29 protein-coding genes are annotated in these 24,716 nt (G+C 55.0%); 28 read left to right on the top strand and 1 reads right to left on the bottom strand.

Going from position 1 to position 24,716, the window contains the following annotated elements:
* Nucleotides 1–2 precede the first annotated feature (2 nt).
* The 7 genes from HNQ38_RS09680 to HNQ38_RS09710 are packed head-to-tail and all read left to right on the top strand — an operon-like array spanning nt 3 to nt 2,874.
* Nucleotides 3–329, top strand: a complete 327-nt coding sequence (locus HNQ38_RS09680) for a hypothetical protein (protein ID WP_183719878.1) — start codon at nt 3–5, stop codon at nt 327–329.
* Nucleotides 329–595, top strand: coding sequence for a hypothetical protein (locus tag HNQ38_RS09685; protein WP_183719881.1), 267 nt, complete (start codon nt 329–331; stop codon nt 593–595). The genes HNQ38_RS09680 and HNQ38_RS09685 overlap by 1 nt, the downstream gene beginning before the upstream one ends.
* Entirely contained in the window at nt 592–1,737 is a 1,146-nt protein-coding gene (locus HNQ38_RS09690; protein WP_183719884.1) for a hypothetical protein, read from the top strand. Before HNQ38_RS09685 ends, HNQ38_RS09690 begins: the two co-directional genes overlap by 4 nt.
* Nucleotides 1,664–2,035 carry a hypothetical protein gene (locus HNQ38_RS09695; RefSeq protein ID WP_183719887.1) on the top strand — a complete coding sequence of 124 codons (372 nt, stop codon included), beginning with the start codon at nt 1,664–1,666 and terminating at the stop codon, nt 2,033–2,035. Before HNQ38_RS09690 ends, HNQ38_RS09695 begins: the two co-directional genes overlap by 74 nt.
* Complete coding sequence (locus HNQ38_RS09700) at nt 2,032–2,457, top strand: RusA family crossover junction endodeoxyribonuclease (RefSeq protein ID WP_183719890.1); 426 nt, start codon at nt 2,032–2,034, stop codon at nt 2,455–2,457. Before HNQ38_RS09695 ends, HNQ38_RS09700 begins: the two co-directional genes overlap by 4 nt.
* A complete protein-coding gene (nrdD, locus tag HNQ38_RS09705; RefSeq protein ID WP_183719893.1) occupies nt 2,450–2,650 on the top strand; it encodes an anaerobic ribonucleoside-triphosphate reductase in 201 nt (66 codons plus the stop codon). The genes HNQ38_RS09700 and nrdD overlap by 8 nt, the downstream gene beginning before the upstream one ends.
* Nucleotides 2,647–2,874 carry a MerR family transcriptional regulator gene (locus HNQ38_RS09710; RefSeq protein WP_183719896.1) on the top strand — a complete coding sequence of 76 codons (228 nt, stop codon included), beginning with the start codon at nt 2,647–2,649 and terminating at the stop codon, nt 2,872–2,874. The genes nrdD and HNQ38_RS09710 overlap by 4 nt, the downstream gene beginning before the upstream one ends.
* On the opposite strand, the gene HNQ38_RS09715 is transcribed toward HNQ38_RS09710, so the two are convergent.
* The gene (locus HNQ38_RS09715; protein ID WP_183719899.1) at nt 2,852–3,712 is read right to left on the bottom strand and encodes a hypothetical protein; all 861 of its coding nucleotides are present in this window, start codon (nt 3,710–3,712) and stop codon (nt 2,852–2,854) included. The two genes, HNQ38_RS09710 and HNQ38_RS09715, sit on opposite strands and share 23 nt — an antisense overlap.
* Nucleotides 3,713–3,843: 131 nt before the next feature.
* Here HNQ38_RS09715 and HNQ38_RS14385 point away from each other — a divergent pair, with 131 nt between their 5' ends.
* From HNQ38_RS14385 to HNQ38_RS09820, 21 genes are read left to right on the top strand one after another with little or no spacing between them, the layout of a single operon-like run.
* Nucleotides 3,844–4,431, top strand: a complete 588-nt coding sequence (locus HNQ38_RS14385; protein WP_183719902.1) for a glycosyl hydrolase 108 family protein — start codon at nt 3,844–3,846, stop codon at nt 4,429–4,431.
* The gene (locus tag HNQ38_RS09725) at nt 4,431–4,808 is read left to right on the top strand and encodes a hypothetical protein (protein WP_183719905.1); all 378 of its coding nucleotides are present in this window, start codon (nt 4,431–4,433) and stop codon (nt 4,806–4,808) included. Before HNQ38_RS14385 ends, HNQ38_RS09725 begins: the two co-directional genes overlap by 1 nt.
* Nucleotides 4,798–4,944 (top strand): hypothetical protein, encoded by a 147-nt coding sequence (locus HNQ38_RS09730; RefSeq protein WP_183719908.1) that lies wholly within the window; start codon nt 4,798–4,800, stop codon nt 4,942–4,944. Before HNQ38_RS09725 ends, HNQ38_RS09730 begins: the two co-directional genes overlap by 11 nt.
* On the top strand, nt 4,941–5,441 hold the full coding sequence (locus HNQ38_RS09735) for a phage holin family protein (protein ID WP_183719911.1): 501 nt from the start codon (nt 4,941–4,943) through the stop codon (nt 5,439–5,441). Before HNQ38_RS09730 ends, HNQ38_RS09735 begins: the two co-directional genes overlap by 4 nt.
* Nucleotides 5,441–5,896, top strand: coding sequence for a terminase (locus HNQ38_RS09740; protein WP_183719915.1), 456 nt, complete (start codon nt 5,441–5,443; stop codon nt 5,894–5,896). Before HNQ38_RS09735 ends, HNQ38_RS09740 begins: the two co-directional genes overlap by 1 nt.
* Nucleotides 5,896–7,506 (top strand): hypothetical protein, encoded by a 1,611-nt coding sequence (locus tag HNQ38_RS09745; RefSeq protein ID WP_183719918.1) that lies wholly within the window; start codon nt 5,896–5,898, stop codon nt 7,504–7,506. The genes HNQ38_RS09740 and HNQ38_RS09745 overlap by 1 nt, the downstream gene beginning before the upstream one ends.
* Nucleotides 7,500–8,006 carry a hypothetical protein gene (locus tag HNQ38_RS09750; protein WP_183719921.1) on the top strand — a complete coding sequence of 169 codons (507 nt, stop codon included), beginning with the start codon at nt 7,500–7,502 and terminating at the stop codon, nt 8,004–8,006. Before HNQ38_RS09745 ends, HNQ38_RS09750 begins: the two co-directional genes overlap by 7 nt.
* A 2-nt stretch (nt 8,007–8,008) precedes the next feature.
* Nucleotides 8,009–8,251 carry a hypothetical protein gene (locus tag HNQ38_RS09755; RefSeq protein WP_183719924.1) on the top strand — a complete coding sequence of 81 codons (243 nt, stop codon included), beginning with the start codon at nt 8,009–8,011 and terminating at the stop codon, nt 8,249–8,251.
* 18 nt (nt 8,252–8,269) lie between these two features.
* A complete protein-coding gene (locus HNQ38_RS09760; protein WP_246388089.1) occupies nt 8,270–9,922 on the top strand; it encodes a portal protein in 1,653 nt (550 codons plus the stop codon).
* On the top strand, nt 9,922–10,206 hold the full coding sequence (locus tag HNQ38_RS09765; protein ID WP_183719930.1) for a hypothetical protein: 285 nt from the start codon (nt 9,922–9,924) through the stop codon (nt 10,204–10,206). Before HNQ38_RS09760 ends, HNQ38_RS09765 begins: the two co-directional genes overlap by 1 nt.
* Nucleotides 10,199–10,918, top strand: a complete 720-nt coding sequence (locus tag HNQ38_RS09770) for a hypothetical protein (protein ID WP_183719932.1) — start codon at nt 10,199–10,201, stop codon at nt 10,916–10,918. Before HNQ38_RS09765 ends, HNQ38_RS09770 begins: the two co-directional genes overlap by 8 nt.
* Before the next feature lie 12 nt (nt 10,919–10,930).
* Nucleotides 10,931–11,842 (top strand): major capsid protein, encoded by a 912-nt coding sequence (locus HNQ38_RS09775; RefSeq protein ID WP_183719935.1) that lies wholly within the window; start codon nt 10,931–10,933, stop codon nt 11,840–11,842.
* Nucleotides 11,843–11,880: 38 nt separating this feature from the next.
* Nucleotides 11,881–12,255, top strand: a complete 375-nt coding sequence (locus HNQ38_RS09780; RefSeq protein ID WP_183719938.1) for a hypothetical protein — start codon at nt 11,881–11,883, stop codon at nt 12,253–12,255.
* Nucleotides 12,256–12,314: 59 nt separating this feature from the next.
* A complete protein-coding gene (locus tag HNQ38_RS09785; RefSeq protein WP_183719941.1) occupies nt 12,315–13,994 on the top strand; it encodes a hypothetical protein in 1,680 nt (559 codons plus the stop codon).
* On the top strand, nt 13,994–14,410 hold the full coding sequence (locus HNQ38_RS09790; protein WP_183719946.1) for a phage tail assembly chaperone: 417 nt from the start codon (nt 13,994–13,996) through the stop codon (nt 14,408–14,410). Before HNQ38_RS09785 ends, HNQ38_RS09790 begins: the two co-directional genes overlap by 1 nt.
* Nucleotides 14,411–14,413: 3 nt before the next feature.
* Nucleotides 14,414–14,983 (top strand): phage connector family protein, encoded by a 570-nt coding sequence (locus HNQ38_RS09795; RefSeq protein WP_183719949.1) that lies wholly within the window; start codon nt 14,414–14,416, stop codon nt 14,981–14,983.
* The gene (locus HNQ38_RS09800) at nt 14,983–17,052 is read left to right on the top strand and encodes a phage tail protein (RefSeq protein ID WP_183719952.1); all 2,070 of its coding nucleotides are present in this window, start codon (nt 14,983–14,985) and stop codon (nt 17,050–17,052) included. The genes HNQ38_RS09795 and HNQ38_RS09800 overlap by 1 nt, the downstream gene beginning before the upstream one ends.
* A 1-nt stretch (nt 17,053) precedes the next feature.
* Nucleotides 17,054–17,710, top strand: coding sequence for a virion core protein, T7 gp14 family (locus tag HNQ38_RS09805; protein ID WP_246388090.1), 657 nt, complete (start codon nt 17,054–17,056; stop codon nt 17,708–17,710).
* A gap of 3 nt (nt 17,711–17,713) precedes the next feature.
* Entirely contained in the window at nt 17,714–19,834 is a 2,121-nt protein-coding gene (locus tag HNQ38_RS09810; protein ID WP_183719955.1) for a hypothetical protein, read from the top strand.
* A complete protein-coding gene (locus tag HNQ38_RS09815) occupies nt 19,834–22,149 on the top strand; it encodes a hypothetical protein (protein ID WP_183719958.1) in 2,316 nt (771 codons plus the stop codon). The genes HNQ38_RS09810 and HNQ38_RS09815 overlap by 1 nt, the downstream gene beginning before the upstream one ends.
* 14 nt (nt 22,150–22,163) lie before the next feature.
* On the top strand, nt 22,164–24,716 hold the full coding sequence (locus HNQ38_RS09820; RefSeq protein WP_183719961.1) for a hypothetical protein: 2,553 nt from the start codon (nt 22,164–22,166) through the stop codon (nt 24,714–24,716).

Here is a 24,716-nt window from a genome sequence, read left to right on the forward strand (position 1 = left end):
CTATGGATCAACGCACCCGTAAAAAATACCTGCAAGCGGCGCGTGTCATGCTGCATATGCTGGAAGGGCATCACTCCAGATTACCCAAGGGCAAGACGCTGCAAGCTGCATTGGCCGAAGGCATCGCCGCCGCTCAGGCTTTGGGGTTTGACGCCGTGGGCAAGGAAGAACGGGCCAAGGGCGCGGCAGAAGCCGCAGCCAGGTTTGAAGTGCTGAAGGCTTTGCCTGTTCCAACACATCCCGTAGGCCGTGGCATCGAGGCGCTGTATGTACCCTTTCCGGCTCCGTCATGCGGCATTGAGCGCAGTTTGCCACGGGGGGATATGTGATGGATCTCTCAAAATTTAATCCCCGCTATGTCGTGCGCGCAATAACCCAGCGCCGCCCATATATCGTTGTGTACTGCATATATGTGCTTGGCGAATGGTATGTGCAACCCTCTGACCGTACGGAGCAAAGCCAACTTTCCAAGGCTGAATTTCAGGCGCGCTACTGCCTTGAATCAGATTGCCCACCCAAGATCAAAGCCTTGTTCGAAGGCGTGCCCAGCTTCAGCCAGTGGCGGCGGGGTCTGACGTCCAGGGGTGGCAAATGAACACTGATATTCGCCTCTCCGTGGGCTTCTGGCAGCATCCAAAAACGCGCAAAACGGCAAAACGTCTTGGGCTTGAAGGTGTGCGCTCTCTACAAGTTCTTTGGTCGTGGGCCGCACTGAACAGGCCAGACGGCAATCTTTCCGGCATGGACTGGGAAGATATAGAAATGGCCGCAGACTGGCAGGGAGAGGAACGAGTTTTCTTCAATTACTGCCTGGGCGTCTGGATTGACGATATGGTTGGAAGCTATGCCTTGCATGACTGGAAGGACCATAACTCATGGGCCAGCGAAGCAGACGAGCGCTCAGACAAGGCCCGGTTCTCACGATTGGCAACCGCAAACCGCGAAGCCTACGACAAGATGAAAGCGGCGGGCATCAACGCCGTAAGCAAAGAAGAATACGACCGCCTGACTAGCGTTCAACGGTCGCTCGACGACCGTCCGACGACCGTCGCGCGTTCGTCCAACGTCCCGCCGACTCCTGCTCCTTCTCCTGCTCCTACGCATAAAGACAAAGAGGGGGGGGATAACGCGCACGCACACGTAGCACCTTCCGTGCCAGAAATCACCCCTGAACAGTATCAGGGTGACGTTGAAAAATCGAAGCTGGCAGAATCTGGAAGTGCTGTACTCGTCCAGCCTTTTTCGGAGCCTCCCTCGGAGATATCACAAAGCACAGGGCCGAAGCGCACAGACTGCCCCAGCAAGGGGCATCCGCAATGGCGGGCATTCCAATCCTGCTGGCAGGTCTACCCTGTGCAGCAAGGGCAAGAGGCAGCTTGGCGCGAGTGGATGCGGCTGCATGGCAACGGGACTTTGCCAGAAGCGTACGCGATCAGGGACGCAATCCTGATCCTCGTGCAGGAAGATAGCCGCTGGCAGCGCGGCAAAGTGCCGAATATGGCCAAGTGGCTTAACGGCAAGGGCTGGTTCGATAAGCCGTTTGTCGAGCCTGCGCCATCGGTCAGAGACGGCCCGCCCGTGGCACGGACGCAAGGGCAAAAGAACAGACAAAATCTTGAGGGATTGGCGGCATTTGTCGCCGCAGCAGACGAGGAGTTTTCACATGGCTACGAAGCAGAGAATATCGGCAGAATTGGCGCGCATGGCCGTGACCTATCGGCACCCATTGGACGCTGACGAATTGCGGGCGCTGGTCAGTACTTGGGATGAGCTTTGCAGCGACCTCAGCGACTCAGAGTTTATCGCCGCGTGCAAGGCTCACATGCGCAAATCTTCGTTCTTTCCCTGCCCTGCGAATGTGTTGCGGGAGCATGCGGAACGGCCTGTAAAGATGGATTTGCCTGCCCTACCGCTGGAGCCAGAGGCAAAAACGCCGCAGCTTGGCTGCCTGGTGCTTGCCGCTTTCAGGGGTGATCCCGAAGCTCAGGCGGCTATTGAAAATATGCGTCAGCAGCCGTCGAGGGTTATGCAGTGAAACTTGTCGTCAAAATCGTACCCAAAGCCCAGATGCGCGCGCGTCACGGCGTGGTGAATGGCTTTTCCAGAACGTACAAGGACAAGCGCCAGGCCGCCGAAGAAGAAGCGCTTATGACCCTGCTCGGCCCGTATCAGCCTACACAGCCGTTTCAGGGGCAACTGCTTCTGGGCGTTAAGGCTTTTCTACCAATTCCGTCCAGCAAGACAAAGACGTTTAAGAACCTGGCCAGAAAAGGCGTTGTGCGCCCCACCACGAAGCCCGACCTCGACAATTTGCTGAAGCACGTCAAAGACTGTCTGTCGAAACTGCGCTTCTGGGAAGACGACAAGCTTGTGGTGGGCTACCTGCCGCACACGGGTAAATACTACTCCGACGAACCGCGCTGGGAGATTGAAATTCTGGAGTGCCCGCATGTTTGATTACGCATACCCTGACCGCGTTGTGGTTGAGGCGGAACCACGGCCAGCAAAGCTCGTTGGACAGGGAGTGGGCTTTGAGCGCACCCGCAGGATTACCGGGTATTTGGTGGGCGATCTGGACAGGTTCAACAACGCCAAGCGGGCTGAAGAACGGGACCGTGTAAAGCATGGGTTGAGTCGGGAGGAAGTATGAGCATGACGACAGAGCAACGACAGGCACAGGTGAGCTATGTTCCGAAGATACTGCGCAACATGGCCGAAATCTGCGAAGAGATGGGCGTGGGCGAAAAGACTGTTAAGGCATGGGTACAAAAAGGCGCGCCCATCGCTGTTGAGGGCGACGGGCGCAAAGTGAGATATAGTGCGGAGATGGCTAGGCTTCAGGCGTGGAGAATTATTTTTCTATGCCGAGACTAGCATTATATAGCAGTTTTTTTTCGCTAAAAGGATATGAATAAACGTCTTTTGTTTCTTCATGAAGTGCTAAGTATCTATTTTTTTCGTGAGCCAATAAGTCTCTTCCAAAAAGAGACATCTCTTGCTTACCATCGACTACAGAAATAATGTTGAAAGGCTGTACATTCATGTGTCTATTAATTTTAACAAATTGTATTTTTCCAGCAATTGTCGTTTTTTCCTTGTTATTTATGTAACTCCTTATTACATCGAATGGCTCCATTGTCATTTCTTTTGGTTTTTTACCAGCCTTTTTCAATCTCTTTAAAAGATCAATTTGTGCTTCACGGGGTATATCTTCAGTGGTTACTTCACGATCCACATCTCCAATAAATGCAAAGCGTTTACTACTACGAACACTTGAATCTATAACAAGCCTTTTTGAAAATTTATCATCTTTATATTCATAAATCCAAGCATAAAATGCAGAATGCTTCCATGAATAACCTGCAAATAAGAAACGCACATCAGGATCTTGTTTGCCATTCGTTGAAAAAAAACTTCTCTTCTCCATCATTGAATTTAACAGATCTATAATGAAAGATTGAAGATCACAAATATCTTCAGCCCTACTCATGATCTTTTCATGCATATTAATCATATTTATAACTTGAAGAATTATTGGAAAAGCAAAAAATGTTGACCCAGCAAAGCAAATCGCAGAATCATTCCTATTTAAAGGGAAAATCTTTGGACAACATGTCCATCTTTCTCCATAACTTAGACAACTGTCTGAAGCAATCATAAGAGAATTACTTACCTGTTCACTTCGACTATACCAAGCAGATACAAGTGTCATTTAAAGCTCCAGTGTAATTTTTAAATAACGTCAACCCCTCCCCAGATACTCCTCAGACCTTCTCAGATACTCCTGAGTCCGTCCTCGTGTAAACCCCATGCTACGCTTTCGCTCAAACAGGAGCGTAAGCCGTGTCCGACAATTTCAGCATTGCTCACAAATTTACCGCGACGTGGGAAGGTGGAGAATCTGACCATCCTGCAGATGGCGGGGGCCTAACCAAATACGGCGCCAGCCTTGCATTTCTGAAGGGCGTCGCTGCCGAATCCCAATCCAACCGAGACACCTTGGAGCGTATGGGCATCCGACTGCCTATCACGCGCCAGGTCATTATCGACCTGACCGAAACTCAGGCCTCCAGCCTTTTCCGCTGGCAGTTCTGGGACCGCCTGAAGCTAGATCTTATTCCCCTGCGCCCTGCCGTGGTGCTCTATGACGCTGCGGTCAACAGCGGCCCAGCCCAATCCATCAAACTTGCCCAGCGCGGCTACAACCGTTGCGTGACCTACGGCCAGCCCCTGGTAGTGGACGGCATCATGGGGCCCGCTACTCGTGCCGCAATGAAGATGGCTGACACTGACAAAGCTCTCTCTGCCATGCTCGATGAGCGCGAAAAATTCTTCCAGACCATTGGCGACAAGAACCCCAGCCAGCAAGTTTTTCTGCGCGGCTGGATCAATCGCGTGGATGCCCTGCGGCGCTACGTGCGGGGGCTGTGATGCGGGCGCTGGCCGCTCTTGTCATCCTTTGCATGATCTCTTTGCTTGCCAATGCCTTTTTGGCTTGGCGGCTGTCGAACGCTGGAGATGAAATTGAACGGCTTGAACTGACAGTTACAAGTTTCCGCGCCGCCCGTCAGGCTGACAGCTTAGCGCAATCACTTCGGGACAGGCTCTATCAGGAGGCACACGAAAATGCCCAGACGAAATATGACGCCATCAATGGCGTATCAGATGATCTTCCTGATGATGCTTGGCTTGATGCTTTGCGTCGCGGGCTGCGCCCCACGGGTGGAGACGGTGGCGCTGACGCCGCCGGAAAGCCTGATGCAGCCAACGCCGCACCCGGAACTGCCGGAGGCGCTAATGCGCACTGACAACCTGCGCGAATACTCCAAGGCTGCCACGCTAGCCATTGCCCGCTACAGCGAAGCTCTGGACCAGAGCAACGCTGACAAGGCTGGAATATCAGCGTGGAGCAAGGCGGTTAACAGTGTGGAGCTTGGCCGATGATACAGCACAACGTCGGGCCAGTGGACGGCCTCGCCTACTACACGCAAAGCTTGCTTGCATGGTGGCCGCAAAAGGTCGCTATCAGCGCCGTGGTTGGTGGTTGCACTCAGTTCTTTGGTGGGGACGTGGTCCTGGTGTGGATGGTCTGTGCCATGTGGGCAGCAGACTTTGCCTTTGGATTGACGGAGGCCTTGCGGCGAGGGCGCTTTAGCTGCCGTCTGTTCGGGCGTGGCGTTCTCAAGCTGCCTACATACTGCCTTTATCTTGCCTTGGTTGGTGCAGTCAGCGTCAGCCTTTCCCGCTCTATGGGTATCAGTCTTCCTTTGCTGGACATGTTCTGTGCCTACCTCCTTGCTACAGATGCCGTTTCTGTCATGGGCCACATGATCCGCCTGGGGCTGCCTGTGCCGCGCACTCTGCGCCGCGTCATTCTTCGGGGGCAAGCGAAGATACAGCACAGCGTAGAGACGCTGTTTGACGATCATGGCGGCCAGTGATGGCAACTAAGAAGACACCTCAGAAGACACTTAAAAAGGACGATGTCTTTTTACTCGCGCTTGCTGAGAGCGGGAACGTCACGCGCGCCGCTAAGAAGGCCAAGCTCTCAAGGACGCAGCTCTACAATAAGCGCAAGGCAGACCCAGCCTTTGCTGGGGTTTGGGACGAAGCTGAATCCCTTGGTGTGTCTGCCCTGGAAGATGAGGCGCGCCGCCGTGCATATGACGGCTGGCTTGAGCCTGTTTTCCATAAGGGCGTGAAGGTCGGCACTGTCCGCAAGTTCTCAGACACGCTGTTGATCGTGCTGCTGAAGGCTCACAAGCCCGAGAAGTACCGGGAAAATATGAAAATTCAGCACGGTGGGCAGGTTTCTATTGCCATGCCCGACACCGTGAAAGACCTTTTCGACAGCATCATGACCCAAGGCCAGCCTGGGCAGCAGGGGGACGCATAATGCCGCCCCGCATAATTCCTTTTGCTGACAGGCACGAAGCCGCACGGGGTTACGCCACTATTCTGGGCGAGGCTAACCGGCACAGCCCACAGGCAGTCACGGCAGCTATGGCTGCCCTTGGCCGCGCTGATCTATTCTTTATGCTCACCCGTTTTATGCGCCGTGCTGATGCGGATAATGGATGGTGCTTTGACCGCTGCAAAGAAGTTGCCGCCAATCCTGACGGCTATCTCGATCTTTGGGCGCGCGAACATTACAAGAGCACGATTATCACGGTAGCCCTGACAATTCAGGACATTTTGAATGATCCTGAAATAACCGTGGGCCTTTTCAGCCACACACGGCCCAATTCCAAAGTGTTTCTTGGTCAGATCAAGCGTGAGTTTGAAGCCAATGAAGTGATGAAGCAGTGCTACCCCGACGTGCTTTACGCCCGCCCAGAAGTTGAAAGCCCCGTATGGAGCCTTGACGATGGTATCATGGTCAAGCGGCAGAACAACGCCAAGGAAATGACCGTTGAAGCCTGGGGCGTGGTTGAAGGCCAGCCCATTGGCCGCCACTTCAGTTTAACCGTCTATGACGACGTTGTTACCCCTGAATCAGTAAACACCCCAGAACAGATCAAAAAAACGACTGAACGCCTGCGCCTGTCCTATGCTCTGGGGGCCGAGGGCGGCACCCGCCGCATGATTGGCACCCGCTATCATCTGTTTGATACCTACGCCGAACTGCTCAAAGGCGGTAGCGTCAAACCTCGCATCTATGCCGCAACTGAAGACGGCACGATGGAAGGCACCCCCCGTTTCCTCTCTCCGCAGCGGCTGGCAGAAAAGCGCATTGAGTTCGGCCCCTACATTTTTGCTTGCCAGATGTTGCAAAACCCCACGGCTGATTCAGCCCAGGGCTTCAAGGCAGAATGGCTGCGCTACTGGCAGAGCCAGAAAGACCACTGGCAGGGCATGAACCGGGCCATCTTGGTTGACCCGGCCAGCAGCAAGAAAAAAAGCAGTGACTACACCGTCATGGCTGTTGTCGGCTGGAACGCAGACGGATGCCTGTATCTTATCCACGGCTTGCGCGCGCGACTCAATCTTACAGAGCGCACCAAGCGCCTGTTCGACCTGGTGCGTCAGTACAAGCCTGTCTGCACCTATTATGAAAAATACGGCATGCAGTCTGACATTGAACACATAGAAGATGTCATGAAGCGCGATAACTTTCACTTCAACATTAAAGAAGTGGGCGGCAGCACTGCCAAGGTTGACCGCATTCGCCGCCTGATTCCGTGGTTTGAACAGGGGCGCTTCTATCTGCCCATCGTCTCAAATTTTGTGGATGAAGACGGCGTTGTAAGAAACTTCACGCCCATCTTTGTAGAAGAAGAATACGATTCTTTCCCCGTTTGCGCCCATGACGACATGTTTGACTGCATTGCCCGCGCCGCTGACCCGCAAGTTGATATGGAATTCCCAGAATCTGTTGACAGCCGCACCCCTGTGGAAAAAGAGCTGGCCCGCCAGTATGAATCACAGCGCCTTATGAGTGAACAGGCATCGGGCAATACTTTCGGTCTGCTCTATGGCTATAACCCAGAGGGGCCGCAATGGTAGCCTACACCTTTGTTGAAGCCAAAAGCCCGGAACAGCGCCGCCTGCCGTGGGACCAGATGCAGACCGAGGGCTTGGCCCACGCGGTGCTCTGGCACAAGGCCGACCCCACCTTTATTGATTGGTTGGCTGGCATTAACCCGGCCCAAGCTATTTGTGGGCTTGGCTACAACGGCACTACCCTTGCTGGCGCTGTATGGGTAAGCCCTGTCATGGGCCTGTGTGGCTGCATCCATTTCTGTATTTTTGATTCTGCCAGGGCGGATTGGTGCAATCTGGGCAGTCAGGCCATTGCCTGGCTTTTCGATCTGCGCCCCCTCGCCTCCCTGGCCGCAATCTTTCCCGCAAACTATGGGCATGTGGCCCGCGCCGCAAAAGCATGGGGATTCAGCTTTTCTCCCCTGCGTTTGCCAATGGCCTGCCATATGCCCACAAAAAACAACCCCTCCCGCTGCCGTGACGCCATTGTGGCAACCCTGCGGCGTGAAGATTTTGTGAGGTAACTATGGGCGGTGTAGTCAGTTCTATTTTTGGCGGCGGGCAGTCTGCCCCTTCGCCTGTGGTGTACGAGGCAGAAGCAGCGCCCCGTGAGGTTGAGCACGAAGCCGAAGCCACCAACGTGCGCGACGACGAACAGCGCAAAATCCGCGCCCGCAGGCAAATGGGCGGCACGTTGCTTACGTCTCCCTTGGGCACTGTGGGCAGTGTTGGCAGTTCCGGCGCATCCCTGCTTGGCCGCAGCTCGTAGGTAATAGCCATGCCAGCCATGACACTTAAACAAGCCAAGCAATTGGTAAGCCACATGGAAGGGCTGCGCAACAAGCGCCTGCCGCAATGGCAGGAGCTTGGCCGCCTTCTGTTGCCCTCGCGTGGATTGTTCAAGGGTGAAGACAGCGAAGGTTTGCGCGAAAGCAGGCTTTTCAACAATGCTGGCCAGCGTGCCTTGGGCAAAGCCGCCGCTGGCATGACCCAGGCCATAACCCCGGCGTCGTCGCCGTGGTTCCGCCACGCATTTATGCAAAGGGCAGACAAAGAGGCCACTGGCGGCAATGAGTATGTTGATACAGTGGATGCCACAATCCGCGCCATTCTGTCCGCTGGTGGATTCTACCAGGCCATTCATGCGTTCAACCGTGAGCTGATGGGCTTCGCCTGCGCCCTCCTGTACGCCGAAGACAGCCAGAAAACTATTGTACGCTTTGGCTGCCAAACATGCGGCACATACTGCGTTGCTGTTGATGCTGACCGCAATCTGTCCTGTGTCACCCGCCGCGTCACCATGACGCCCACCGACATGGAAAAACGCTTCGGCAAAGACAAGCTGTGCAGCGCCACAGTGTCAAAGCTTGAAACCAAGCCGTATGACCCCATCAATGTTGTTCATATAGTGCGCGCCCGCACAGAGCGCGACTCAACGAAGATCGACAGCCGCAATATGCCCTTTGGCTCATATTGGTACGAGGAATCCGGCGGCGAAGACTTCCTTCAGGTCGGCGGCTTCCACGAAATGCCGTTCTTTTTCACCACATGGGAAGAAGCGCGGGGCGTCTACGGCACGGGCCCTGGTGATGAAGCTCTGACCGACCAGCGCGGCATTGAAGGCTGGGAGGCCCGAAAGGCCGTTGGCGTTGAAAAGATGATTGACCCGCCCATGCTGGCCCCCGGCACCCTCAAGCAGCATGTGGACAGACGTCCCGGCGCAATCATTCCCGCAGGCATGAGCGGGTCAAGTGGTTGGAAAGCCCTGTACGAAGTCAATTTTGGCCCTGCCATTGCCGCTGTTCAGGCAGAAATCAACCAGATTGCCTTACGTCTTGACGACATCATGAAGGCGAACATTTTCGCCAACATGAGCCTTGAAACACGGCCCGCAGGCATGACCATGACCGAATACATGGACCGCCGCCGCCGTGCAGCCGAGCTTATGGGCCCAACCGTATCAGCCTATGAACCGCGTGTGCTTACCCCTGTAATTGAGCGCGTGTATGGCATGATTGACCGCTGGGGCCTGCTGCCCCTGCCGCCTGAAAACCTTTCTCAGTGGGCCTCTTTGCAGGTTTCGTACATGTCGCCAATGGCGCAGATGCTTGAACAATCCGGCGCTGTGGCCATTCAAAGCCTGCTCGAACTGTTGTTACCCGTTATCAAAGCCAGCCCTGAAATTGTGGACAAACTCGACTGTGACCAGGTGGTGGACGAACTGGCCCAGCGCCTTGGCGTTCCCGCGTCCATCATACGCAGCGACGAGGTTGTGGCAGCCATACGCCAGCAACGGGCCGAAGCCCAGGCAGCACAGCAGCAACAGCAAAACATGGCGCAAACAGCACAAATCGCGGCGCAGCTTGGCAACATGCGTACACAGGGCACAGTCGCTGGCGAAGTCTTGGACGTCGATGCCGAGCGCAAGGAGCAAGTGTAATGACAGAACATGACCAGTACCGCCGCGATCTGCACGACACCCTTTCCCGCGAACCCGGTGTGCGCGTGTTTGATTGCCTGCTGCGCGAACTTGGCGCAGGCGGCCTCATGACCACCGAGGACGATATGCGCATGCGCAACATTGCCGAGCAGTTGTTGCAGCAGGCCGCACAGGCCCACCCCGAAGCCTGCTCTCGCATCCTTTGCGGGCTGTACGGCATCGGGCCCGGTGTAGCCGTCCTTGCCCCTACAAACATAAATCCCCAGGAGGATGAAAATGAATGACATTATTACCCCCGGCAACCCGGCCCCAGAAGCTACGCCGCCCGCGTCCGACCCTGCTCCGCAGAATGCGGCTCCCGCACCTGCCGCGCCCCCGGCTGCACAACCTGACGGCAACCCCGCACAGCCAGGCAATGCGGAAGCTCCTGCTGCCGATTGGAAAGCAACCCTGCCCGAATCCTGGCGCGACATGCTCAAGGACGCTGCAGACGAAGAATCCGCCCGCAAGATTCTGGAACGTGGGCTGAACTACAACCCCGCAGCCTCGCCGGATGATGTGGCGCTCACCTATCCTGATGGCCTTCAGGTCGATGAAGCTGTGAGCGGCGACTTCAAACGATTCTGCGTTGATAACGGCATTACCGCATCTCAGGCCCAGGCGCTGCTTGATTGGCAGATCGGGGCCAGCAAGCAGATTGCCGATACCGTGATTGCCAATGGCCAAAGCGATCTGCGCGGAAAGTGGGGCCATAACTACGACGCCAATACCGCCCAAGCTCTCAAAACCGTGGTTGCGCTCGACAGGCATATGGGCGGGCGTTTGGCTGAAACACTGGCCTTCACCAATATGAACAATAACCCGGTACTGGTGGAAGCCTTCCATCACATCGGCCAGCTTATTTCTGAAGATCAGCTTTCCTCCGGCCAGGCCGCAACCTCTCCCGACAAAGCTGAATCCGCCGAAGAAACCTATAAAAGCCTTGGCTTCAAATAAGGAAGGAACGTCATGCCCCAGATGCAGACACTCAAAGAAATTGCCGCCGACAAGGCGAAGAAGCGCCCGGAACTGGTGGACTACCTCACTGAGGAATCCCCCATTCTGGATAGCCTCAAATTTGTTGGGGCCACTCATGGCCTCTGGAACGTTGAAGAAGTGCTTTCCGGCATCAAGGGTGCCGCGTTTGTCGATCTTGGCGCTCCTCTGCCCAGCGTTGACGCCAAAACCGACCTCAAACAGACCTATGTGTCTGTCATGGGCGGCGAAATGGAAGTTTCCGTTGACAAGGCCGCGCAGTACGGCGGGCCGGATAAATACTTTGCCCGCCGTGAAAACGCCATCCTCAAGCAAGCCGGTATGGACACCGAAGTTGCCATTTTTGATAAGCATTGGCGCAAGGCTGCCCTGCAAAACGGCCTGGTCACAAAGGGTGCGGCCACCAGCAAATGCTACACCGTCATGGTGGTGCGCTTTGATCAGGAGATCAACGTGGGCATTTACGACCCCAATGGCTTTAACCAGGGCCGCTTGCTGGAAATTTCGTCCATTAACGGCGGCAACAAGTATCACCTGCGTAGCGACGAGGGCGTGTTGGGCTACGGCGTAGAATACCGGGGCCGCTTCGGCTGGCAGCTTCTGGAACCCAAAAAGGCCGTTCACGCCATCGTCAACGTTAACGGTGACAACCTGCCCACCCTTACCATGCTGGAAGATGCCATTGCCGACGTGCGCGGCACTGCCAACAACACGTTCATTTTTGGGCACCACAAAATTCTCACCAAAACCATGAGCGCCATTAAGAAGGAATACTTGCAGCTCTCCAACGGTGACAAGACCCTGTCCACCGCCATTGGAGACCTCAACGGCATCAAGCTTGTTGGTTCCTACAACATGGCTGACGGCACTGAAACCAAGGTCTAGCCCCGGCACAGAACGGGCATAATGCAAGGACGAACATCATGACTTTTGAATACGGCAAAGAAAACCGCTGGCATGACCAGTATTTCGGCAAGAACCTCGCCGTCACCACTGGCGGCGCTGACACTGATGCCCTGGCCGTTGGTCAGCACCTTGGCGCGCTGGCAATTACCGTTTGTGCCAATGGCGCTGTGGACGCCACCAGCCTTGAACTGACCTTCAAGGAAAGCGACACCGAGAACGGCACGTTTGAAGCCCCGGCTGCTGCTCTCAAGCTCACAATTGCTGGTACGTTTGTTGACGGCCAGACCATCGGCAAGATGCTGCTGCCTGACTGCAAATCCTTTGTAAAGGCGAACCTTAAAGGCACCGCAACCGGAAAGGTTGATGTGTTTCTTTCCTACATAGCCCGCTAGCTCACGCTGGTACATACGGGGGTGCGGCTGCCTTATGCCGCACCCCGCAAGAGGCAGCCATGATAAGCGATACCACCACAAGCGCCAGATATAGAGTCACTAACGGAGTGTTGTCTTACGGCATTCCTTTCCGCATCTACTCGGGTACGGATGTGGCCGTGTTCTGGTCTGCTGATGCCCGCGCCGACACAGAACTTACCCTTGGCACACATTATACTGTCACCATCCTGACCGAGGGGGGCACGGTAAACCTGTTGCCCGGCGTTGTGCCTGTGGGGTCTATTCTGGCCGTAGTCTCCAATATCCCCGCCACCCAGGAAGCAGATTTTTCCAGCACCAGCACAGTAAGCACCGAAGCCCTCGAAACGCAGCTTGACCGCACCGTACAGATGATTCAGCAGCTTAACTACATGGCTTCGCGCTCAGTAGTCCTGCCAGCCACAAGCGACGAAACACCGCAAGAAGTGTTGCACGGTGTCTATGCCGCCCGCGATGATGCCGAGGCAAGTGCCAGTACCGCCGCCACCTCTGAAAACGCCGCGGCTGCCAGCGCCGACAATGCTGCATCACAAGCCAATGCTGCCGCTGCAAGCGCATCTGAAGCCGCGCAGTCCGCTTTAGAGGCCGCCGGCGCTGTACCGGATAATCTTGTTGAGCGGGTTACAGCCACAGAAACAAAAAATACTGAACAAGACGGTATTTTGAACGCTCATGGGGACCGTCTTGACTCGGTTGAATCAGGAATCACCGCCCTCAGCACTACGTTGATTGGCTGTGTCATACCCATGTTTGCGGCTGACGGATACGTTCCCAATGGCTGCGTGCTTCCTGATGCGGCGGAATACACGGAATCCCAGTTTCCCACATTCTACACGGACTACTTGGCCGCTGGTAGGATTGTTACCTGCACATATGCAGAGTTTGCTGCGCAGGTAGCTTTGACGGGGGACTGCGGCAAATTCGCGCTGGATCAGGTGAGCAAAAAGTTCAAAGTCCCTCTGTATAAAGATGGTGACTCTATTACACATGCCGCCAGCACTGCGGAGATTGGTCGCAGTGTGCAAGCCGGGGCTCCTAATGCAACAGGTAAAATAGGGCTGGATGCATCAATAGCAAAATGGGTAAAATTGGGGACTAAGGGTGTATTTGAAATAGAATTAGATCCAGAGGGGACTGCCGGAAACTCCAACAGCTATGTTAACACGCATGCAATGACCTTTGATCTGAGCAGGGCTAGTAGTGTGTATCGGGATGATATTACAACAGTACAAACAGATGGCGTTCGCCTGCGCCACTTCGTTGTCCTCGCCAGCTCACAGAACAACGCCAGCGTCTTTGACTGGTCGGCATACATGGCAGCGCTGGCGGGCAAGGCCAATGTAGCCTTAGACAATCTGACAGCGCCAGCGGAACATCAAATACGGGAACGCACCAAGCTAGTGCCCCTAGGCTCCCGGTCTACAACCGGAGAATGGACTCTTACGGATGTAGCGGTAGGGCGACTGCTTCTACTTGTGTGGGTCCCCGCTAGTGCAACGCAAGATGCATGGATACAGGCGATCGTAACATCTGGAGCTGTCCTCGGTAGCTGGCCGAATAGCCCGAACACAGGTATGCACATGGGTACATACACTACATGGGGTTCCACGAATGTCATGGCAGTCAAGCCCACCTCCGACACTGTTGTGATTAACATACGGTCTAAACAGGCTGGAACACTCTACGCGGAGCAATTATAATGTGGGTAATCCAACGTGGTAACAAGGTTATAAATGTGGACTCGGATGATAATCTCAACAGTCATATTGCAACAGGGTGGGAGATAGTCAGCGATGTTGCAATAGAAGCCGCTGGCATGCGTGGCTATGAGAACATTATTAGCCCTGCAAATACGGTGGTCAACGCGGACGGCAGCCTTACGTTTACACCGCCTGCGCCGCCAAGCGAGACAGAACTCTACGAAAGCTTGCGGCTTGAAGCCGAACGCCTCCTTGCCGCCACGGACCAATACGGTATGGACGATTACCCTGATAACGAACGACGGGCCGCCTATCGTGCCTACCGTGCCGAGCTGCGGGCATTGAATCGGCAGGAAGGCGCACCTTGGGACGGCGGCGGCCCGGCGACGCCCTGGCCCACAAAGCCGGAGGTATAGGCCATGCTCCACAACCGCACAACTATCATCAACACGGCCCTCATGCGCGTTGCCGCTCCAGGTGCAACGTCCCCCGATGAAGACAGCCAGGCCGCACAGCATGCCAATGCTGCATATGACCGCGCACGTGATCTGTGTCTGGCCTCTTATCCCTGGACCTTTGCAGCAAAGTTCAAGGCCCTTGAACAACTGGCAGAAGCTTCAGTGCCGAACCTCAAAAGCTATACGTTACCGCCCGATTGCCTGCGCGTAATTGGTGTTTCTACATTGTGTTATGGCCAAGCCTGCGATGATTATATACTTGCGGGCAAAGCATTGCACAGCCGTCATGCAGGCCTTGTGCTGCACTACGTCAGCGCTGATGCCACACAGACATTTCCCGACCATTTTGCCGATGCCTTGGCCTGGCGCATTGCGCTGGAAATCTCCCCTCATGTTGAGCAGGGCGCAGTTAATGCCAAGACCTATCTGGAAATGCACGAATTTTCCCTTGACCAAGCCAAGGTGCATAACGACGCGCAAGCCCCTGCCAGCCCCACGCCTTCAGCCTATCTTCAAGAGAGGTTCGGCTAATGCCTGTCTACCATCTGCAAAATGTCCTCAACGGTGGCGAGACAACCCCCCTCATGCGTGGGCGCGTTGACCAGCCGAAATACCAAACTGGCGCGCAAACCATGCACAACATTGTACCCATGCCCCAGGGCGGCGTTACCCGTCGACCAGGCATGCGGTTTATGGGCATGGCCAGCGGCAACCACTGCCGCTTCATTCCCTTTGTATTCAGCGCCACACAAGGCCGAGTTCTTGAATTTGGCGACAATATCTTGCGTGTCTGGCTGCCAGACGGAACGCAAGTGGATGCAGAATTTGCAAGCCCCTTTGCCGCAGCAGACCTCGCAAACCTGCGCTTTGCCCAAAGCGCTGACGTAATTTACTTCGCTCATTCAAAGTATCAGCCGCGCAAGCTTTCCCGCTATGCTGATGATGATTGGCAATTCAGTGCGCTTACATTTGTGCCCGAAGTGGCCGCACCAACGGCGCTTGCGGGGAGTATCGTAGATCGTGGCGCTAACAATGGTGACGCCACGCGCACATATACATATGTTGTCACGGCTGTGGATGAAGAAACCGGGCAGGAATCCAACCCCTCAGCAGAGTTTAGCATAAATGCCAAGTCTCTTGATTCAATGGAATACATTATACGTTTAACGTGGGCAGCCAGCGCCGGGGCATCCTATTACCGGGTATACAAGAAGAAATACGGCGTGTTCGGATACATCGGCAGATCCGGCGCAGAGCGCACATTTGACGATGAAAACATTGGCGCCGACACTTCCGACACTCCGCCCAAGCACGAAAACCCTTTTGCCGATGGCAACTATCCCTCACAGGTATTCTTTCACCAACAGCGCCTTGGTTTTGCAGCCAGCAACAAAAAGCCCATCACCATATGGCTGTCGCGCTCTGGCGACTTTGAAATCATGGCGTCTTCAACCCCACCCAGAGACGATGATGCCATTACCGCGCCTTTGGCATCAACGCAGGCCAACCGCATAACCTGGCTGCAACCAGACCGCCAATCACTGGCATTCGGCACAGAGGGCAGCGAGTGGACCCTTGCAGCAAGCGAAGGCGTGGCCCTTACGCCCTCAAACATATCTTTCGAACTGCAAACCACCATAGGCGGCGACGATGCTGTACAGGCCATGTCTGTGGGCGGTTCCGTGCTGTTCCTGCAACGTGGCAGCAAGTCCGTGCGCCAGCTTGCCTACAACTACAGCGCTGATAAATATTTGCCTCAAGACCTCAACTTGCTGGCCAGGCACATCTTGGCGGATACCAGCATTGTAGCTTGGGCATACCAGCAGGAGCCGCACAGTATAATCTGGTGCGTCCTGGCCGATGGCTCTATGGCAGGGCTTACATACATGCCAGAGCATGAGGTTGTGGGCTGGCACCACCACACCACAAACGGCTTTATCAAGGACGTGGCCACCATCCCCGGCACTCCTGACGATCAGGTGTGGATGCTGATACAGCGCCCCTGTGGTTTGTGCGTTGAGCGCCTTGAATCCTTTTTTGACAGTGACAGCCTGGCAGACGCCAATTTTCTTGATAGCGCCCTGCGCTATGACGGTCCGCCCAAAGCTGATTTCTTCGGCCTTGACCACCTGGCGGGGCAAACGGTGCAGGCATTTGCAGACGGCAGCACCCTTGACGGCCTAACTGTTGTGGCGGACGGCTCTCTCAAGCTCAAGCACCCGGCAAGCTCTTTACTGGTCGGTCTACAATATGTGCCCAAGCTGGCCCTTAACCTGCCGGAAGTTAACACCCAAGAAGGTTCAAGCGTACTCAAGACCCGCAAGATTACGGGCGTGCGCTTTCGTGTTTACCGCAGCATGAGCTTTCAGGCAGGCTTTGGCGCAAACCTGTATTCCATCATCGACAGGCAGATACGCGGGGGCAGCTTTCAGACCGCTCCTTTCTATACCGAGGGCACTGACCTGCACATGGAAACGTGCGCCGGATGGACAGACACCACACCGCTTACAATTGAAGTACGCACCCCTACCCCGCTGACCATTCTTTCTATCCTCACCGCTATGGATATAGCGCCGTTTTCCGGCAAGGGAGGCAATTAATATGGGCATGGACCCGGTAACTCTGGCCGTTGCAATGGGCGGCATGGCGGCACTGTCCAGCTTGTCGCAAAACAGCGCGGCCAATCAGCAAGCCAAATACCAGCAAGCGCAAATGCAGGCCAACGCCAATGCTGCACGCAATCAGGCCCGCGTCACGGCGGAGAAAGGCCGCATTGAGGCCGAAAATCTTGACCGCGAAAAGTCTGCCCTGCACAGGGAATATGCCGACATCCAATCCGGCAACGTCGCCAACATGGGCGCGCTGGGGGTTGATATGTCCAGTGGCAGCGCCGCCCAGGTGCTTTCAGGCAATGCCGCAAATTACGCGGCTGACGTTGGGGCCAACCGCTACCAGAAGGCCGTAGGCCAGTGGGAAACGCGGCAGAACGTCCGCGCACAGGAAGCCAACGCCGCCAATTTTGACAGTGCCGGCAGCTACTACGGCAGCACGGTCAAAGGGCTTGGGCAATCGCTTCTGACCGCTGGCATGCAAGGGCTTGTTTCCGGCATCGGCGGCTATTCTATGGCAGGCGGTTTTGGCGGTGCAGCAAGTAGCAGTACAGGCGCACTAAGCGACCTTGGCAAACGTGCTTCCAATGGCGTTTTTGGCAAGGCGCTTTCTTCTGGCATGAAGATGATCAAGACGGTTGGGGGTTAACACATGGCCATACGCATACAGCAATACGCTACGCCCCCGCGCCGTGTGCAGGTCGGTGGCATTGATCCCGGCTTTCAACAGGCTCTTGTGCGCAATGTTGGGCAAGATGCCGCAGCAAGTACCGCCCAGGCGATGCTTGATGCTGGCAAACAGCTTACAGAAATCGGCATCAAGGAATACGTCAGTCAGGAAACCGCCCGTGTTTCTCAAGCCCTGCAAGACTACAAGACGCAGCTTTCCACAGAGCAGGAACGCTTCACCAAGGAAAATCAGGGGCAGAACGCCCTTGGCGCTGGGGAACATTTCGACAGCTTTGCCCGCGACACCGCCGCGCCTCTGGCAGAAAAGTTTTCCGGCAAATTCCGCACCATGTTCATGCAGGATGCCGCCGCCTTTGGTCTGCGCTTTACCGAGCAAGGGCAGTCCTACGCCAGCCAGCAAGAAAAGATGTGGAAAAAGAGCGCGTGGGATGGCGATGTGGCCCAGGCAATGGATGCCATCGCCCAAGACCCCGGCAACAGGGAGTTTATCGAAACCTCGCTTGCGTCTCTCAAAGGCCGCTATGCGGATCTGTTCCCCGGCATGGATAATCGCGCCATCGACGCCGAAATCAATCACAAGGCGTCGGGCATTATTATTGACAGTTTTCTTGCCAAGGAGGACGTGGGCCGCGCCCGTGAAGCCTTTACGCAGTACAAGGATATTCTCGGCGCTACCGCCCCGCAGTACGAGGCCCGCATAAATTCGCTGGGCCGTGAGCTTCAGGCGCGGGCAAGGGCTGAGCGTGCTGAACGCCAGTTTGATGTTCATGCACGCTTGCAGGATTCCATAGCTGCATGGCGGCAAGGGCAAGACGCCCCCACTGCCCCAACCCAGAAAGAAGTCGTAAGTGCTTACGGAGCAGAAAAAGGAACGCGAATATGGCAGGAAGTTGAAAGTGCTAGGGCTTTTGGCGCTGATATTCAAGCCATGTCAACGCTTACTCCCGAAGAGCAAATAAAAATGCTTGCAGATCGCAAGCCGCAACCCGGTGACGGCTACGCCTCTTCACTCGCTGACTACACCCGGCTAGAGCATGCCGTTAAGGTGGATCAAGAGTTGCGACAAAAAGACCCCATTGGCTATTTGCTTGGTAAAGATAGGGGCGTCCAGACCGCCTTCAAATCGTGGCAAGAGTCGCCTACCCCTGAAAATGCGCAAACTTATGCCGCCAAAATTCAGGCCGCAGGGGCCGCACGAGGCATGCGTCAGAGCGAAGTTGAATCGCCCCCTCTGTTGCCAGACAGCGCGGCCAAAGATCTTGCATGGCGCGTTGCCAACAGCGACAAACCTGCTGAAATTCTCGAACAGCAACAGTCCGCTTGGGGGCAGCATTGGCCCTCAGTTGAACGCCAGCTTGTCACAGAAGGCAAGATGCCTACTGGCCTGCGCGTTGTTGCGTCGGGCATGGACAAAGAAAGTGGCGGGCTACTGGCATCCACATACAGGAACCCCAAATACAAAGAACAAGCCAAGGACGTTCTAGGCCTTACTGAATCAAGCTTTAAAGACCTCCGCGAAAGAGTTCATGGAGAACTTGAACAATTCACGGCGACGCTTCAGGCTCAGGGCGATCTTGAAATGGCCGCCACAATCACAGACAGCGCTACGCGGCTGACGCTTGAATATATGCAGCGTGGCTTTGATGTAAAGGATGCCGCTAGAAAGGCCAGTGAGGACGTTGCCCTGAACAGGTATCGCCTTGTTGAACAGGGTGACGGATATTACCGCGTTCCATCGAAGGTGGATGCCGATGCCATTGCCAAAGGAGCGAGGAGCGCGCTTTTAGACATTGCCAGCAAGCCTGAAAGTATCACAGTGCCCAAGGCATCAGGGGGGCTTACCTCACAGTTTATTGCTCAATCGGCCTCTTCAGTAATCAAGCGTGATGGCGAATGGGTGACAGCCCCTGACGAATCAGGACTAAACCTTTACGTTCAGGGTCGCCCTGTGCGTGACACACAAGGTAAAATAATCTTCCGCTCATGGGCTGATCTGGTGCGTATCGGAAGCGAAGACAAGCAATACCAGCGCCCCACCATTGAAGATATTATGAATGAATACGACATAGGAGGGCACAAATAATGCCCTTATACACCAAGCCCCGCGTGAACCCCATTGCCTTTGACGAATCCACAGACTGGCTTAAACCAACGCTTGGAGAATACCTTTCCACTGCCGCAGCGGATGCCATACACGACTTGCCAAGCGTGGCCATCGCAGATCAGAGCGAGATGTATGCGCTGGCATCACAGGCCGCCGGAATAAGCACGGAAGAAGATGAATCTGGCTTTCCTGTAGTAACATATAGCAAGCAGCGCCCGGAAATTCTGGATAAAGACTCACAGGCGCAGCGCATTAAAGACGCCGGGCTTGAACAGGATTTGAAACCGCAGGACGGCTACAACGCAGCCATGCTCGATGTGATTATTGAGCGGAAGCGCGAAGAGGTGCAGCGCAGGGCTGTGCGCCAAGCCGCGCCAGATGCATGGGCACCGCTTGGCCTCGCCACAGGCTTAGGAACTTCATTGATTGACCCGATCAACATCGCCTCGGCCTTTTTCCCTGTCGTTGGGGAGGCACGGGCGCTATCTCTTCTGGGCAAGGCTTCAGGGGCATGGGGTCGTGCTGGCGTGCGTGCGGGCATCGGCGCTGTTGAAGGTGCAGTGGGTGCAGCAGTAGTTGAGCCGCTTATTGCAGTTACCAGATTTCAAGAGCAGGCAGATTATGACAAGACTGAAGCTCTGATTAACATCGGCTTTGGCGCTATATTTGGCGCGGCCTTGCAACCAACAGCGGGTGCGATTGGCGACCATTTGCGAGCTAAGTCTGGGCAACGTCAGCCGTGGGAGCTTACAGCGCCAACATCAGACACTATCGCTCTGAAGGATGCACACGCCCAGGAAATACACGATGCCCGTTTAGAAACAAGCTCAAGCCTTGATAATGCAAGGCTCTCACAGGAAGCACATGCCGCTGCTGCCATTTTTGACGCCCGAGCAAGGGCATGGTCGCACGATTTACAGCGTCCGGTACAAGAGTTTTATGATATCTATAAGCCGGAATACCGGGCCGGCAATGGGACGTTGGACGAAGACGCCTTAACTCACGCCATGTACCGCAACCGCGCACCTAGCCTTCAGGCTTTTATAGATGAAGTCTTGGCCGGAACTCCCCAGGATAAAAAATCATACATCGGCATTGGCCCTGTGGATCGGGCCGACACTCCTGAATTTCACGGTTCAGAAATCATGTTGGCTTCAGATCAGGTGCGCCACATACGCAAAGATCATCCTGATTTTTCTGAATGGGGACGCATTCCAGAGGCCGTCACACAAGGTGAGATTACCGCATTGGGAAACAACCGGGTGACGGGCGGCCCAGCCTATGCCTTCGTACTGCCGGGCAACGAAGAAAAGGCATTGGCTGTTTTCGCTGCGCCGATGCGGACCAAAGAAGGTAATCGACTACGAGTGTTAACGGCTTTTGAGGACTCAAAGAAAGGCGTGGAAAACTGGATTGAAGAGCAAAAAAAGAAGGCCGCCATATACCAGAGTGCTGAGGAAATTACAGCGTATCCCGACCGTGAAAACGGTCTCCCCTCTGGATCAGACGACCCGCTTGAGAAAAATATAAGCTCACCTGACGCCAAAGGCAATACAGCCTCTCAACCTCGCGCCGCCGTCACCTTCGACGCCGACGGCAAGGCCGTCATTGAATTTTTTGCTACGTCTGATTTCTCTTCTGCTCCTCATGAGCTTTACCATGTCTTCCGCCGAGAGATGGCACAAACCGCAGCACACCCAGAAGCCCCTGCACGGGTGCGCGAAGATTGGGCCAAGATAGAAGAATTTGTTGGCGCCGAGCCTGGTCAGAAGTGGACACGGGAAATGGAAGAAAAATTTGCGAGGGCAGGTGAACAATTCCTACTGGAAGGCAAAGCCCCTGCCCCACAGCTGCAAACCGTTTTTGAAAAGCTGCGGCAATGGTTTTTGGAACTCTATGCCAATGCTGACGCCGCAGGTCTGCAAATTACTGACGAAATGCATACCATCTTCGGCAATATGCTCACCACCCCCATGAAAGATGGCGACAAAGCCTTTCGCTACGCCTTGGGCAGTATGATGACTCGCAGCTTTGTGGAAGACGTGGACACCCGCTTGCCAAGCCAGCCAGACCTTGACGGCAAACCCTTAGAGGCTGTGCAGGCGCTCTCTGATGAAGCTGTCAAAGATTTAGATGCTCAGTGGCGGCAGGTGCAGGAAGCCCACCCAGACCTTAAAGACGTTGTAGGCGAAGCATACCGGGAAGATGTAAATATGGCAGAAATGGAGATGGCTGAAGCTCACCGCCGCAAGGAAATTTTGGCTGAAATAGCGCAGTGCGAAACCCGCCGCTAAAGAGGAAAAATATAATGAGCCAAACCACCATGGATAATGGCGACTGCGTTGATCTGATCCGCAATGGCGTTGCCGTAGGGATGGACGATGATGAATTACTCGGGCTTTTTGAGCAGGTCAAAAAGACCAGGCAAGCCCTTGAACACAAGCAAGGTGGCGTTGATAACATAGAGCGCGCCTTGCAAGAGGCAGTCGCCCAAGCAGGCGACAGGCAGATATTGGAAGCCGCGGCGAAAAAGCGTGCCCTGGCTCTGCAAGCAACAGCCAGGCTGAAGAGTGTTGATTATGTGCTGTCCACATTTGCCGGGCAGGAAGAAAAAGGGCTCTCCACCCTGCTCGTGGGCAGCAATTACGCAAAAGACAGCACGCGATTTTCTGTAGACGCTCAACAACTTTCCTTGGGAGGTCACTATGTCGGCGGCCTGCTGGCCGATATTACAGCCTTGGGCGATACACATCTTGAGCTGTTCCGAAGAGGAGTGATGGATGGCGATGTGGCGCGGGCGCTCTGGGCGCTTGATAACCCAGAGGCAAAGGCATTCAAGGGGCCAAAAGAAGCTGCAGAAGTAGCGGGCATCATCCACAAATGGCAGGAAAAGGCCCGTGGTGACGCCAATCTCTCTGGGGCGCTGATCGGGAAGCTGCCAGGGTACATCGTGCGGCAAAGCCACAACCGCAGTAAGTTGCGCCGCGCAGGATTTGAGGCATGGCGCAGTTTTCTTACAGAGGGGGGAGAAAGCGGCACTCCCCTATTGGATTGGGAAAAAATTCAAGACGGCACGCTCACCACCGATCAGCAACGCCGTGATTTTCTCTATGCGGCCTTCAATCACATCACCGTAGGACGGGAGAACCCGCAAACCCCAAACAGCCTTAGCGGCATGAAAGCCTCAACGGTGGGCAATATCGCCATCAAAATGTCACAAGAGCGCGTTCTGCATTTCGCTGATGCTGATGCTTGGGCATCCTATAATTCTCAATTTGGCGTAGGCAACTTGCGCGAGGCCGTGATTAACGGCCTTATGTCCAGCGCGCAATCCACTGCCCTTATGCGTGCCCTCGGCCCCTCGCCGCAACATAACTTTAACTCTATCGTAAATGACGTGCGATCGGCGCTTTATACGCGAGGGGATACAGACGGCGTGGCCCGTCTGGATAATGCACGGCGCGCACTCAGCAATCAGATCAAGGAAGTGGACGGCAGCCTTAATTTTGAAGGCAACGCCTCCGCTGCTGCCATTGGTCGTACCATACGCATGTGGCAAAACATGACCAAGCTGGGCAAGGTGCTCATGTCTTCTTTTTCAGACATACCCCTGTTCTCTGGTGAGTTTGCTTATCAGGGGCGCAGCTTTTTCGGCAGTATGCTGGAAGGAATGGGCGGTATGCTGAAGGGGCGCGGCACCGTCGAGCAGCAAAAAATCCTTTCACAACTTGGCGTGTTCTTTGATGGCATGGCCGCAGACGTTACGGCCCGTTTCTCCGGTGACGAGCTGCCGGGGCGAATGACACGCATGCAGAACATTTTTTTCAAGCTTAATGGGTTGCAGTGGTGGACGGACACCTGGCGTAAAAGCGCCGCCCTGATGATGTCGCACGATTTGGCCCTGGATCGCGCTTTAGACTGGCCAGCCCTTTCTATGCAGCGGAAACGCCTTCTGTCCATGTACGGCATTGACGCGGAACGATGGGAGATCATCCGCAGCGGTGAAACGCGGGCAGCAGATGGGCGTGATTATCTCACGCCGGACGCCGTCAACGATGTTTCTGACAATGTGCTTGCTGATTACCTTAAACGCCAAGGGCAAGACGCCACGCCAGCGCGGCTTGATAATCTTCGCTTCGACCTGCAAAACCAGCTTCGTACTATGATTCGTGACCGGCTGGATTTCGCCGTTCTGACACCCGACGGTAAAACCCGAAGCTATGTAAGGCAAGGCACGGCAGCCGGAACAGGAGTGGGCGAAGCCCTGCGCTTTGTGATGCAGTTTAAGAGCTTCCCCCTCGCTTTTATGCAAAAGACTATGGGCCGGGAATTTATAGGGCGTGCCAATGAGGGGAAAGGAGCGGCCTTTCTGAACTTCTCGCGCCTATTCCTCATGACCACACTGTTTGGTTATGGCTCCATGACCGCCAAGGAATGGCTTGCCGGAAAAACGCCGCGCATTCCTGAAGATGCCGAAAGCTTTAAAAAGATAGCAATGGCAGCAGCGGCGCAAGGCGGCGGCTTGGGCATATACGGTGACTTTCTATTTGGCGAAGCGAATCGAATGGGCGGTGGATTTGGCAATACCATTCTTGGGCCGACACTGGGCGGCACAATCACCGACGTCGAAAACCTGTACAAGCGCCTGCGCGACGGTGACAGCGTGGCACAAACAGCAACCCGTGCAGTTATTAACGCCACCCCTGGCAATAACCTCTGGTGGTTCCGCACTGGCTTTGATTACGCCATCGGTTATTCCCTGTTTGAAAGCATGAAGCCTGGCTTTTATGCGCGAACAAAACGACGAGTGGAAAGGGAGAATAATCAAACATTCTGGATGCGCCCGATAGGCGTGAACTGA

Origin of the sequence: Desulfovibrio intestinalis (assembly GCF_014202345.1) — a bacterium.
Taxonomy (GTDB): Bacteria; Desulfobacterota; Desulfovibrionia; order Desulfovibrionales; family Desulfovibrionaceae; genus Desulfovibrio; species Desulfovibrio intestinalis.